Here is an 11,916-nt window from a genome sequence, read left to right as displayed (position 1 = left end):
TCAGAGACGATGAGGTAGATAGGTTCGAGGTGGAAGCATGGCAACATGTGCAGCTGACGAATACTAATCGATCGAGGACTTAACTAAAATTTTTAACTGTCTGTCAGACTTCTTATCTAGTTTTCAGGGTATATGCCCTTTGGTTTAGTGATGATAGCGAAGAGGTCACACCTGTTCCCATGCCGAACACAGCAGTTAAGCTCTTCAGCGCCGATGGTAGTTGGGCTTACGCCCTGCGAGAGTAGGACGTCGCTAAGCCATTGCCAAATGGCAATGAATCAAGTATAATAGTCTTATATTATTAACGTCGCGGGGTGGAGCAGTCTGGTAGCTCGTCGGGCTCATAACCCGAAGGTCATAGGTTCAAATCCTATCCCCGCAACCAATTTTGGTCCGGTAGTTCAGTTGGTTAGAATGCCTGCCTGTCACGCAGGAGGTCGCGGGTTCGAGTCCCGTCCGGACCGCCATTTTTTTAAAAAGGTAACTGTATCTTATTCTTTCAAGAATAACGATATGGTTTTTTTAATGTCAAAAATTAACCGAGTATACACGCGGTAAATGTTAAAAATCAAACGGGCCACAGTATTGATCTGTGGTTTTTTATTTGAGAGGAAATTAAAAAACATCCTGTAAATCTTCGATTTCCTGGCGGATTTTTGCTATGATAACTTTAACGTAACCTCAACCTAAAAGAGGAGTGTGTTAAATGGATGAATTTAAATTTATTGATAGCATTAAACAATCCTATTATCGTCAAAGCAGTGTGATTAAGGGGATTGGTGATGACTGTGCGGTAATTAGAGAAGGCTATCATGACATCATTACAGCTGTTGATACGATGGTAGATGAGGTGCACTTTTCAAGAGAGACAATGTCCACATATGATATTGGTTATCGGGTTTTGGCTGCAAACATCAGTGACATTGCTGCAATGGGTGCTTGGCCCACTTCATATATGATTTCAATTGTGATCCCTGATGAGTATACAGATGAAGAATTGCAATCGATTTATCAAGGAATGGATGATTTAGCAAGAGGATACGATATGGATTTAATCGGTGGTGATACGGTCACCGGTAAGCAACTCGTTATATCGGTGACCATTCATGGCATCGTACCAAAAGGTAAGGCGAGATACCGTAGTGCAATGGAAGCTGGTGATATATTATTCGTCACCGGTACGTTGGGCGACTCAAGTGCAGGTTTAGACCTGTTACTTGGACGAATAGAAGCATCGGACGGTGTCGATTACCTTACGGCGAGACATCGCCAACCAACACCACGTGTGCATTTCTCGCACCAATTGACTCATCTAGATCGCTTAGCATTAAATGATGTCAGTGATGGCATCAGTAGTGAAGCACATGAGTTAGCTCAAGCTTCTAATAAAACGGTTTATATTGATGATGAACAGGTACCTATCAATCCTTACCTTAAACAGTTCTGCTTAGAGAAACAAACGTATTATAAATATAGTGGAGGAGAAGATTTTGAATTAATCGGCTCTGTTGCACCACAACATATGCGTGAATTAAAAAACATCGCCAATCAGCAGGGGTTATTACTCACGATTATTGGTGAAATTAAAGATCAACCCAATACAAATGGGAATGTCTTTTTAAGGAAATCCGGGATAATCACACCGCTTGAAAAACGTGGTTACACCCACAAAAATGAGGGATGAATATGACGGTGAAAGAATTTGAAGTCAATACACCAGAAGAAACAGAACAATTAGCACAAAAATTAGCATTGCTACTTCGTCCTAATGATGTGGTGACCTTAACCGGTGATCTAGGCGCAGGTAAAACAACGTTCACAAAAGGACTTGGGAAAGGACTTGGGGTGAAACGGACCATCAATAGTCCAACCTTTACCATTGTAAAAACATATCAAGGTGAAAAACCACTGTATCATATAGATGCGTATCGGTTGGAAGATCAGGAAGAAGATATTGGCTTTGATGAGTATTTCTATGGTGACGGTATTACAGTCGTAGAGTGGCCGTCATTTATCGCGTCCTTTTTACCTAAAGAACGTTTAGCAATTGAGATCACCCGAACTGAAGCAGAGCATGGCCGAATGATTGTGTTTAAGCCAATCGGATCCTTTTTTGAATATGTCGTAAAGGAGCTTTCTAGATGACGATTTTAGCAATTGATACGACAAATGATGCTTTAGCAGTTGCCTTGTACCGTGAGGGGCTTGTGATTGAGTCTTATGTCTCAGTTAATAAAAATAAACATTCCACCCGGTTAATGCCAGCGATTGATTATATCATGCATGATGCAGATATCAAGCCAGCAGACCTGACAAAAATTGTCGTCGCAAAAGGTCCCGGATCGTATACAGGGGTAAGAATTGCTTTATCTGTTGCGAAGACTATGGCTTGGACACTAAATATTCCACTTGCGGCTGTATCAAGTTTAAAGGCGTTGGCACTTAATGCGATTGATCATACTTACGTTTGTCCGTTTTTCGATGCAAGACGTGGATTAGTTTTTACCGGTTTATATGACCAAGCAGGTAACTTAGTTAAGGAAGAAGTAAACATCTTATTTGAAGACTGGTTACAATCATTGAAAACTTTTAAAGCACCGATTACTTTTGTTAGTCCTGATATTGAACATTACCGTGCATTAATAGAAGACACCCTTGGTCAAGCGGCACAGTTCTTACCTAAAGGTCATCATGTCATTAACCCCGGGTTATTAGCTACAATAGGTGAAAAAGAGGAAGCAGTCGATCCACATCAGCTAGTCCCTAATTACTTACGTCTTGTTGAAGCGGAAGTAAAGTGGTTAGAAAAACAGGTGGCAGATACAAATGAGTAAGGTAGCTATTCGTCTCATGCAAACGAGTGATTTAGAACAAGTAACAGCAATTGAACGGCGTTCCTTCAAGACGCCATGGGATAGAGCGCTCTATCAAAAAGAAATTGAAGAAAATCAATTTGCTTACTACTATGTGATAGAAAAAGATAATGAAATTATTGGTTTTTGTGGGATGTGGATTGTCTTAGATGATGCACAGATTACAAACATTGCAATTGATCCCGATCATCGCAAGTTTAGCTATGGGAGCACATTATTTCAATATGTTTTAAACCAAGCGATGGTAAAAGGAGCGCGAACCTTATCATTAGAAGTGCGTACGTCTAACATTGCCGCACAAACACTGTATGAGAAGTTTCATTTACAAAAAGCAGGAACGAGAAGAAATTACTATACCGATAATAATGAGGATGCGATAGTTATGTGGGTGACACTAGTATGAAAAAAGATCAAGTATATATTTTAGCGATTGAAACCAGTTGTGATGAAACTGCTGTAGCAATCATTAAAGATGGAAAAGAAATCATTAGTAATGTCGTTGCATCACAAATTGAGAGCCATAAGCGTTTTGGTGGCGTCGTTCCAGAAGTAGCCTCGCGTCATCACGTTGAACAAGTAACGTATATCTTGGAAGAGGCGTTATCAAAAGCGGATATGACAATGAAAGAGATGGATGCTATTGCAGTCACGGAAGGTCCAGGACTAGTCGGTGCACTTTTGGTGGGCGTGTCTGTAGCAAAGGCTTTAGCATTCAGTCATCAACTGCCACTCATTGGTGTTCATCATATTGCGGGTCATATTTATGCGAATCAATTATTAGAACCGTTTGAGTTTCCACTGCTTAGTTTAGTCGTTTCTGGTGGACATACGGAATTGATTTTAATGAAAGAACATGGTGTCTTTGAAGTCATTGGAGAAACACGTGATGACGCTTGTGGTGAAGCCTATGATAAAGTAGCGCGTACGATAGGTGTCCCTTATCCGGGTGGACCACTTGTCGATAAGCTTGCGCAAACCGGCGAAGATACCTTAAACTTTCCACGAATTTATTTAGAAGAAGACAGTTATGATTTTAGTTTTAGCGGTTTAAAGTCAGCAGTTATCAATACTGTCCATAATGCCAAGCAAAAGGGCGAAGTCTTGAAGAAAGAAGACATTGCACGTAGTTTTCAAGAAAGTGCAGTTGAAGTATTGGTTCATAAAACCAAGAAGGCAGCTCAAGCTTTTCAAGTAAAGCAAGTGATTGTTGCCGGTGGTGTCGCTGCCAATTCTCGTTTGCGCGAGGCGTTAACAGAGGCGTTTAGTGAAACTGACATGCATTTAGCCATTCCACCGCTTGCGCTTTGCACAGATAATGCGGCGATGATTGGTGCTGCTGGATACATTGCTTATCAAAAAGGAAATCGAGCTGGATTAGATCTAAATGCCAACCCTGGATTAGACTTAGAAATGTACGGAGACAGATAAAAAGTTACCCACAATCTAAATTATGATTGTGGGTAACTTTTTTAAATCTAGGAATAGCAAGCTTGCTGATGTGGGTAATTCCTGTGGATAAGTTAGAGAAAACTTGTGGATAATGTGCATAAGTTGGTTGATAACTTATATAAATGGGTTTATCCTGTGTATAACTTTTCGGAATAACCAATATGTGTTTATCCACAATTTGAAACGTTCTACGTGTTATTATGACTGTTACTCTTCCTCGTGCAAGCTTTCCCATTCTTCCATTAACTGCTCAATCTTTGCTTTTAGTTGATGCGTTGCTTCAGTTAATTCAAGGGCGCGTTCATGATCTTGAAAAACATCAGGTTCACATAACAATTGATCATTTGCTTCAATGTCTTCTTCATAGCGTTCAATCATCTGTTCAATCTCTTCAATGTGACGCTGCTTCTTTCGTTCATCTTGCTTTTTCTGTTTAGCTGATGCGAAGGAATGTTTAACTTCAGCTGTTGTCGTTATCTGGGTGTGTTGATTCAATGCATCGAGTTCTTTCATTTCGGCTTGCTTTTCTAAATAGTAATCATAGTCACCAAGGTAAACCTCAGCGCCAGTTTGTGACTGTTCGACAACTTTTGTTGCAATTTCATTTATGAAATACCGGTCGTGCGAAACAAAGATAAGTGTTCCAGGATAGTAGAGCAGCGCTGCTTCTAAGATTTCCTTACTATCTAAGTCTAAGTGGTTTGTTGGCTCATCTAAGATTAACACATTCGCTTTTTTAAGCATTAGTTTTGCCAAGGACACGCGCGCTTTCTCACCCCCGCTTAAAAGCGACACGGATTTTAAGACATCGTCGCCACTAAAAAGAAAGTTACCTAAAATGGTACGAACATCTTTTTCATTCATCATCGGGTGGTCATCCCATAGTTCATTAAGCACCGTTTTGTGACTGTTTAAGTTTGCTTGTTCTTGATCGTAATAACCAAGATCAAGTTTGGCGCCGTACTCAATTTCCCCGTTTGTTTGTTGTAGTTGACCGATCAGAATTTTAAGCAAGGTTGTTTTTCCTACCCCATTTGAGCCAACTAAAGCGATGCGATCGCCCCGGTTCACTTCAAATGAAACATGATGAAATACATCCTCATCGCCGTCAGGATAACGAAAGCTTAGTTCGTGCAATTTTAAGACATCGTTACCACTACGACGCGCAACATCAAAGGAAAAGGATGCTTTTTTCTCGTCACCTTGTGGTGTGTCGAGACGATCCATTTTCTCTAATTGTTTTCGTCGTGACTGTGCACGTTTGGTCGTTGAAGCGCGGACGAGGTTTTTTTGAACGAAATCTTCCAGTTTTTTAATTTCTGTTTGTTGTTTTTCAAACTGTTTTAACTCTTGTTCATAATCAAGTGCTTTTTGATCAAGAAACTTGGTGTAGTTACCGTAATATTTTTTCGAATGTTTGCGACTAATTTCATAAACGATATTAACGATCTTATCGAGAAAGTATCGGTCGTGTGAGACAATGACGACGGCACCGGAATAACTGCTCAAAAAGCCCTCAAGCCATGTTAGTGTTTCAATATCTAAATGGTTAGTTGGTTCATCAAGGATTAGTAAATCTGGTTTTTGAAGCAATAACTTAGCTAGAGCCAGTCGTGTCTTTTGCCCACCACTTAACGTATTTATAGCTGTTTCGAAATCGTCTTCGTAAAAGCGCATGCCGTGTAAGACGCTACGAATATCTGATTGATAACGATAGCCACCGCGTTCTTTAAAATCAACTTGTCGCTGATCATATTGTGCTAATAATTGCTGATAACTTGTTTCATCACTAAGTATAGCGGGATCGCCCATCTTAGCTTCCATTTGCCTTAAAACGCGTTCTTCTTGCATTAAGTCTTCAAAAACCGTTAACATTTCGTTATAAATGGTTTCTTCGGTTTCAAGTCCAGTGTGTTGACTTAAATACCCAAGACTTACGTCTTTTGGTCGATGAATCTCACCTTCATCATGAGATAATTCCCCGGCCATAATTTTTAGTAAAGTTGATTTTCCTGCGCCGTTTCGCCCAACGATTGCAATGCGGTCGTTTGTTTTAATTTCTAACTTAATATTTTCTAAAATCGTCTCGGCGCCAAAACGCTTAACGAGTCCATTCATTTGCATGACTATCATAATTTCTCACCTCATCAATTAAGTGTATCGTAACCTTGATACTTCAAGCAAGCAAATCCCACCAGTTTTATGTTAAAATTAAAGTTATGTGAGACCGTACGTATTTGATAGGACAGAAACTGTTTAATCTGATACACTAAAGGTAGCTAAATATAACTTGAGAAATAACCGATTCAGTGATGAACATTTAATAAAGAGGAGAATGTACTATGGCAGCACAAAGTAAGATTCCACAAGCAACAGCAAAACGCTTACCGCTCTATTATCGTTTTTTAAATAATTTACATTTACAAGGAAAGACACGTGTTTCATCAAAGGAACTCAGTGAGGCTGTTAAGGTAGATTCAGCAACGATTCGTCGTGACTTTTCATATTTTGGCGCTTTAGGCAAAAAAGGCTACGGCTATAATGTCGAATACTTATTAGGCTTTTTCCGTAAAACGCTTGATCAAGATGAAACAACCAATGTGGCACTCATCGGTGTTGGTAATTTAGGAACAGCATTTTTACATTATAATTTTACGAAAAACAATAATACAAAAATTGAAATGGCATTTGATGCGGATACGAGTAAGATTGGTGAAACAATTGGTGGCGTGACGGTCTATCACATTGATGAGATGGAAGACCGTTTGAAAAATGTTCAAGCAGTAATCTTAACAGTGCCAGGTTCAGTTGCTCAGCCTATTGCTGAGCGGATTGTTAAATGTGGCATTACGGGCATTTTAAACTTCACACCGGCTAGAATCACGGTACCTGATAGCGTTCGTGTACATCACATTGATTTAGCTGTTGAGTTACAGTCTCTTGTATACTTCATGAAGCATTACCCTAACGCATTATAATCGATAACGAGTCAGATAAAATCTAGTCATTATAGCTAAGCCGCAAGCACCGATCTTTGTAATTGAAAAGACGGTGCTTGCTTGTTTTGGGAAAGCTAAGGGATAGAGTAGACTTGCCGTACACTGAAGGTGAATATCATCAAGAGTTGAAAAGCCCCCATCTCAAGTCACTCGTAAGGGCGGTAAGGGCAAGCAGTCACCGCTTAGGCTAAGCTACCGTGAAAATCAGTTTGCGTTTCGGTGAGGCTAATAATCAAGATGTACGGTAAAAGTCATCAATTCAATCAACAAAAATTCAAGTGAGAAATTGAGGGTCTTTAAATGCGAAGAAAGAAGAAAAGTGTAGCGCTTCTCATGCAGCTAATGTTGCTTAGTTGGATAGTGCTAGGATGTGACGTTTCTGCTCAAGGTAATGTGGATTTTTTTACCGAAACATCAAGCATTGATTTATCAGAAGAAACGGTCAATCAAGTATCGCTTGGTGATTCTGAGGTTAAAGTTGAAGTAGCTTTTGGTCAGCCTGAGAAAATAGTAGAAGCTGATAATGCTCAGTCAAAACAATATATATATGACGGCATTGTAGTAACGATTAATGAGGGTTATGTTAGACGTTATGTGATCGACGATACCTATCCTACAGGACAAGGGGTAAGAGTGGGAGATCACAAAACGTCGGTTATTAATAATTATGGTGAGCATTATTATGAAAGAATAGAGACGGGGGCAGAGATCATAGGTTACTTTGATAAACGAAACCAGATTAATGTTGAATTTGCTTTTAATGCGGACCAATTAATTGGTGTGACCACGAGTCAATATGACCGATGAGGGAATAACAGGGGCGCATTTAAGGGTTGTGCTAAAATGGTAATCAATTGCAATAAAAATGACGCTCTTCAAGTCGAGAAGAGCGTCATTTTTATTGATCCTTGTCATTTTTATTATTCTTTTCTTGCTGTTTTTGCTTAACTTTCACATGTAACTTAAACAAGCGATAGCTTGCGGCAAGTTGAAAAGTTGCTAAAAGGGTTAAGAATAACGTTAAGGGATTTAGTACGGTTTCTTCAACTGCTTCAAAAGCAAAAAAAACAAAGAGTAAGCCAATGCCTAAACTAAAATAGGCATGGACAATTGGTGTAATACGCATAACTTGTTAACCTCCAATAAGTATCATTTGGACCTGACGCATTTGTTCAATCAGTTCCTGCATTTCTGGTGTTTGCATATAAAATTGAATAACTATCACGATGCTATTCATTGCTACATGGGCGAAAATTGGTACGATGATCCGTTTTGTTTGAACGTAAAGAAAACTAAATACAAGTCCCATAATAAAATAAACAAGTAGATGTGTAAAGTCGAAATGAATGAGCGCGAATGCGAGGCCAGAGATAATAGCAGCTATCCAAAAGTTCGTCCGTTTATAAATTTCACCGAAGATAATTTTACGGAAAATTAATTCTTCTAAAATTGGGCCAACGACACTTACAACAATGATAAAAATCGGATAATTAAAGGCAATCGCCATAATATCAAGTGTATTCTGTGATTGTTGATCAATATTAAAGACGTTTATTTGAATAAGGTTGGCAATCATCTGACCGAGAAAAGCTAAAAAGACACCAGCGATTGACCAAATAATCGTAATTGGTACATCGGTTCGATTCGGATCTTTCGGTAAGTCTTTTTCCTTTAATAACAACAGCAATGAAATAATTAAAGCAAGAATAAAACTGCCCACTTGCCAGTAAATAAGTAGATCACGCATAACCCGTTCGCTAAGTTGTTGAAATTCACTGTAGAAAATGACAACAAAACCAGATAGTTGCGCAATGACATAGGTGATGATAATCCCCCAATAACGTTTAGACATTAATGAATCACTCCTTTTGGACAACAATAGACTAAGTTTACCATAACTTCTTGAATTGCTTAACTAAAGACAATTGGAAAGATGAAAAAAATCATGATGAAATAGTGAATGACATGAATGGGTGAGTTGTGCTGCAATTAGTTAAGCGGATTCATAAGACGTATGAAATCTTTTGAAAAAACAAAAAAAATCGAAAAAAATTTAATCGTAAGACTTGCAAAATACCTATAAATTCATTATGATAATAATTGTGTTAGCACTCTTAGTTGACGAGTGCTAAAAACCAAAAATAAACCATTAGAATACATGAAGGAGGATTTCATAATGCTTAAACCATTAGGAGATCGTGTAATTATCGAGATTGTTGAAGAAGAAGAAAAAACAGCAAGTGGGATAGTTTTACCGGATTCAGCGAAAGAAAAGCCACAACAAGGTCGTGTGGTAAGTGTAGGTGAGGGTCGTTTGTTAGATAATGGTTCGAAAACAGCGCCAGACGTTAACGAAGGCGATCGCGTTATTTTTGCGAAATATGCCGGTGCAGAATTAAAACACGAAGGCAAAGATTATTTAATCCTACGTGAAGATGATATTTTAGCAATCATTGGCTAATTAGCAAGGGTTCCTATAAATAATCCAGTTACTCTTTAAAAGATTTATCTAATAATTAAATGAAGAATAATCCGTAAGATCATACAGAATGAAGTTAGGGAGGAAAAAAATTATGGCTAAAGAATTAAAATTCAGTGAAGACGCACGTCGTTCAATGATGCGTGGTGTCGATACCTTAGCAAATGCAGTTAAAGTAACATTAGGACCGAAAGGACGTAACGTCGTCTTAGATAAGAAATTTGGAGCACCGATGATTACGAATGATGGTGTAACAATCGCGAAAGAAATTGAACTTGAAGATAAATTCGAAAACATGGGGGCACAACTTGTTTCAGAGGTTGCTTCTCAGACGAATGATGTTGCAGGTGACGGTACAACGACGGCAACAGTATTAGCGCAAGCGATGATTCAAGAAGGACTTAAAAACGTCGCTTCAGGCGCTAACCCAGTTGGCGTACGTCGAGGAATTGAAAAAGCTGTTGCTGTTGCAATTCAAGAATTAAAAGCAATTTCTAAACCTATTGAAGGTAAAGATTCGATTGCACAAGTTGCAGCCATTTCAGCCGCTGATGAAGAAGTAGGTCAATTAATTGCTGAGGCGATGGAACGCGTTGGTAATGATGGTGTGATTACGATTGAAGAGTCAAAAGGTTTCTCAACAGAACTTGAGGTTGTTGAAGGGATGCAGTTTGATCGTGGTTACCAATCACCGTACATGGTAAGTGACCAAGATAAAATGGAAGCAGTTTTAGAAGATCCGTATATCTTAGTTACCGATAAAAAAATCAACACGATTCAAGACGTGTTACCTGTTCTTGAACAAGTTGTTCAACAAGGAAAACCGTTGTTATTAATTTCTGAAGATGTAGAAGGCGAAGCGCTTGCTACTCTTGTTGTGAATAAACTACGTGGCACATTTAATGCGGTTGCGGTTAAAGCACCAGGTTTTGGTGACCGTCGTAAAGCGATGTTAGAAGATATTGCTACCTTAACAGGTGCTGAAGTGATTACGGAAGATTTAGGTCTTGACCTGAAGAGTACAACCATGGAACAACTAGGTCGTGCTTCAAAAGTCGTTGTCACAAAAGAAACGACAACAATTGTTGAAGGTTCAGGTAATCCTGAAGTAATCTCATCACGTGTTGCGCAAATCCGCGGACAAATTGAGGAGACAACATCTGATTTTGATCGTGAGAAATTACAAGAACGTCTAGCGAAATTAGCAGGTGGTGTTGCGGTTGTAAAAGTAGGCGCAGCAACAGAGACAGAATTAAAAGAACGTAAATTACGCATTGAAGATGCTTTAAACTCTACACGTGCAGCAGTTGAAGAAGGTATTGTTGCTGGTGGGGGTACGGCATTAATGAACGTTTATCAAAAAGTTCAATCACTTGAACTTGAAGGTGATGAAGCAACAGGGGCAAATATCGTGCTTCGTTCATTAGAATCACCAGTAAGACAGATTGCAATTAATGCTGGTCTTGAAGGATCAGTAATTGTTGAACGTTTAAAAGGCGAAAAAGTTGGGATTGGTTATAATGCCGCAACAGGCGAATGGGTAAACATGCTTGAAACTGGTATTGTTGACCCAACAAAAGTAACCCGTTCAGCACTTCAAAATGCAGCGTCAGTCGCAGCAATGTTCTTAACTACTGAAGCGGTTGTTGCAGAAATCAAAGAAGAAGGCAGTGCGCCTGATATGAGCGGTATGGGTGGAATGGGCGGCATGATGTAATATAGGTGTTAAAACCTTATTGCAACAATGTTTATGAGTGTTGTGTATCACTCATGCTCATGATTTTGCTCATGTTTTGAAGAAATTTTACTAGAGAGGTCTTTCATTAAGTTACTAAACTTAGTGGAAGCCTCTTTTTTCAAATTCTTTGTCATATGGGCATAAATATCCATTGTAGTTTTTATATCAGAGTGGCCTAGTCGCTCCTGTATCTCTTTAATATGAACATCGACTTCCATTAATAATGAAGTATGGGTATGCCTGAATGAGTGTAATGTCACATGTTGTAACCGTCAAGTAGTTTTGGGTTCTTACGCAATTTTGGGGATAAGGGGTATTTAAAACAGGGTATAGTATAGTAAAAGGGGTGATTGTTATGCTTCATTCTATCACGAAACT

At 39.0% G+C, this 11,916-nt stretch carries 12 protein-coding genes, 2 tRNA genes, 2 rRNA genes and 1 pseudogene; 13 read left to right on the top strand and 4 right to left on the bottom strand.

The window, feature by feature from the left end; all coding sequences use genetic code 11:
- The 9 genes from DES38_RS11535 to tsaD all read left to right on the top strand — a co-directional run.
- Positions 1-87: ribosomal RNA gene (locus DES38_RS11535) — 23S ribosomal RNA — on the top strand; the annotation flags it as partial.
- A 56-nt stretch (positions 88-143) separates the two neighbouring features.
- Positions 144-258: ribosomal RNA gene (gene rrf, locus DES38_RS11530) — 5S ribosomal RNA — on the top strand.
- A gap of 50 nt (positions 259-308) precedes the next feature.
- Positions 309-385 (top strand) — tRNA-Met (locus DES38_RS11525).
- Between the two features lie 5 nt (positions 386-390).
- A tRNA-Asp gene (locus DES38_RS11520) sits at positions 391-467 on the top strand.
- Between the two features lie 239 nt (positions 468-706).
- Positions 707-1,684: a thiamine-phosphate kinase gene (gene thiL, locus DES38_RS11515; RefSeq protein ID WP_110252248.1), complete on the top strand. Its 978-nt coding sequence runs from the start codon at positions 707-709 to the stop codon at positions 1,682-1,684.
- A 2-nt stretch (positions 1,685-1,686) separates the two neighbouring features.
- Positions 1,687-2,145 carry a tRNA (adenosine(37)-N6)-threonylcarbamoyltransferase complex ATPase subunit type 1 TsaE gene (gene tsaE, locus DES38_RS11510; protein WP_110252247.1) on the top strand — a complete coding sequence of 153 codons (459 nt, stop codon included), beginning with the start codon at positions 1,687-1,689 and terminating at the stop codon, positions 2,143-2,145.
- Entirely contained in the window at positions 2,142-2,834 is a 693-nt protein-coding gene (gene tsaB, locus DES38_RS11505) for a tRNA (adenosine(37)-N6)-threonylcarbamoyltransferase complex dimerization subunit type 1 TsaB (protein ID WP_110252246.1), read from the top strand. Before tsaE ends, tsaB begins: the two co-directional genes overlap by 4 nt.
- Entirely contained in the window at positions 2,827-3,276 is a 450-nt protein-coding gene (rimI, locus tag DES38_RS11500; protein ID WP_110252245.1) for a ribosomal protein S18-alanine N-acetyltransferase, read from the top strand. The genes tsaB and rimI overlap by 8 nt, the downstream gene beginning before the upstream one ends.
- The gene (gene tsaD / locus DES38_RS11495; protein ID WP_110252244.1) at positions 3,273-4,301 is read left to right on the top strand and encodes a tRNA (adenosine(37)-N6)-threonylcarbamoyltransferase complex transferase subunit TsaD; all 1,029 of its coding nucleotides are present in this window, start codon (positions 3,273-3,275) and stop codon (positions 4,299-4,301) included. The genes rimI and tsaD overlap by 4 nt, the downstream gene beginning before the upstream one ends.
- Before the next feature lie 228 nt (positions 4,302-4,529).
- Here tsaD and DES38_RS11490 read toward each other — a convergent pair whose 3' ends face one another.
- A complete protein-coding gene (locus DES38_RS11490) occupies positions 4,530-6,455 on the bottom strand; it encodes an ABC-F family ATP-binding cassette domain-containing protein (protein WP_110252243.1) in 1,926 nt (641 codons plus the stop codon).
- Positions 6,456-6,664: 209 nt separating this feature from the next.
- On the opposite strand from DES38_RS11490, the gene DES38_RS11485 reads away from it, so the two are divergent.
- Together DES38_RS11485 and DES38_RS11480 are read left to right on the top strand one after the other, a co-directional pair.
- Positions 6,665-7,300, top strand: a complete 636-nt coding sequence (locus DES38_RS11485) for a redox-sensing transcriptional repressor Rex (RefSeq protein WP_110252242.1) — start codon at positions 6,665-6,667, stop codon at positions 7,298-7,300.
- A 321-nt stretch (positions 7,301-7,621) separates the two neighbouring features.
- On the top strand, positions 7,622-8,128 hold the full coding sequence (locus tag DES38_RS11480; protein ID WP_110252241.1) for a hypothetical protein: 507 nt from the start codon (positions 7,622-7,624) through the stop codon (positions 8,126-8,128).
- A 91-nt stretch (positions 8,129-8,219) separates the two neighbouring features.
- Here the strand turns inward: DES38_RS11480 and DES38_RS11475 are convergent, their stop codons facing one another.
- Together DES38_RS11475 and DES38_RS11470 are read right to left on the bottom strand one after the other, a co-directional pair.
- Positions 8,220-8,447, bottom strand: a complete 228-nt coding sequence (locus DES38_RS11475) for a DUF4305 domain-containing protein (RefSeq protein WP_110252240.1) — start codon at positions 8,445-8,447, stop codon at positions 8,220-8,222.
- A gap of 6 nt (positions 8,448-8,453) precedes the next feature.
- Positions 8,454-9,173, bottom strand: a complete 720-nt coding sequence (locus tag DES38_RS11470; protein WP_110252239.1) for a CPBP family intramembrane glutamic endopeptidase — start codon at positions 9,171-9,173, stop codon at positions 8,454-8,456.
- 324 nt (positions 9,174-9,497) lie between these two features.
- On the opposite strand from DES38_RS11470, the gene groES reads away from it, so the two are divergent.
- The gene (gene groES / locus DES38_RS11465) at positions 9,498-9,782 is read left to right on the top strand and encodes a co-chaperone GroES (protein WP_110252238.1); all 285 of its coding nucleotides are present in this window, start codon (positions 9,498-9,500) and stop codon (positions 9,780-9,782) included.
- Positions 9,783-9,894: 112 nt separating this feature from the next.
- Positions 9,895-11,517, top strand: coding sequence for a chaperonin GroEL (gene groL / locus DES38_RS11460; RefSeq protein WP_110252237.1), 1,623 nt, complete (start codon positions 9,895-9,897; stop codon positions 11,515-11,517).
- A gap of 47 nt (positions 11,518-11,564) precedes the next feature.
- Here groL and DES38_RS11455 read toward each other — a convergent pair.
- Positions 11,565-11,804: pseudogene (locus tag DES38_RS11455) on the bottom strand (tyrosine-type recombinase/integrase); the annotation flags it as partial.
- Positions 11,805-11,916 lie beyond the last annotated feature (112 nt).

This window comes from Streptohalobacillus salinus, assembly GCF_003201605.1.
Taxonomy (GTDB): domain Bacteria; phylum Bacillota; class Bacilli; order Bacillales; family Amphibacillaceae; genus Streptohalobacillus; species Streptohalobacillus salinus.
This window is presented reverse-complemented; position numbering and strand designations above follow the sequence as displayed.

Excerpts from the sequence above, each read along its gene's own strand:
- rimI (WP_110252245.1), top strand. The coding sequence starts at position 2,827 with ATGAGTAAGGTAGCTATTCGTCTCATGCAAACGAGTGATTTAGAACAA.
- DES38_RS11490 (WP_110252243.1), bottom strand. The coding sequence starts at position 6,455 with ATGATAGTCATGCAAATGAATGGACTCGTTAAGCGTTTTGGCGCCGAG.
- tsaB (WP_110252246.1), top strand. The coding sequence starts at position 2,142 with ATGACGATTTTAGCAATTGATACGACAAATGATGCTTTAGCAGTTGCC.
- groL (WP_110252237.1), top strand. The coding sequence starts at position 9,895 with ATGGCTAAAGAATTAAAATTCAGTGAAGACGCACGTCGTTCAATGATG.
- DES38_RS11485 (WP_110252242.1), top strand. The coding sequence starts at position 6,665 with ATGGCAGCACAAAGTAAGATTCCACAAGCAACAGCAAAACGCTTACCG.
- DES38_RS11480 (WP_110252241.1), top strand. The coding sequence starts at position 7,622 with ATGCGAAGAAAGAAGAAAAGTGTAGCGCTTCTCATGCAGCTAATGTTG.
- tsaE (WP_110252247.1), top strand. The coding sequence starts at position 1,687 with ATGACGGTGAAAGAATTTGAAGTCAATACACCAGAAGAAACAGAACAA.
- DES38_RS11475 (WP_110252240.1), bottom strand. The coding sequence starts at position 8,447 with ATGCGTATTACACCAATTGTCCATGCCTATTTTAGTTTAGGCATTGGC.
- thiL (WP_110252248.1), top strand. The coding sequence starts at position 707 with ATGGATGAATTTAAATTTATTGATAGCATTAAACAATCCTATTATCGT.
- groES (WP_110252238.1), top strand. The coding sequence starts at position 9,498 with ATGCTTAAACCATTAGGAGATCGTGTAATTATCGAGATTGTTGAAGAA.
- DES38_RS11470 (WP_110252239.1), bottom strand. The coding sequence starts at position 9,173 with ATGTCTAAACGTTATTGGGGGATTATCATCACCTATGTCATTGCGCAA.
- tsaD (WP_110252244.1), top strand. The coding sequence starts at position 3,273 with ATGAAAAAAGATCAAGTATATATTTTAGCGATTGAAACCAGTTGTGAT.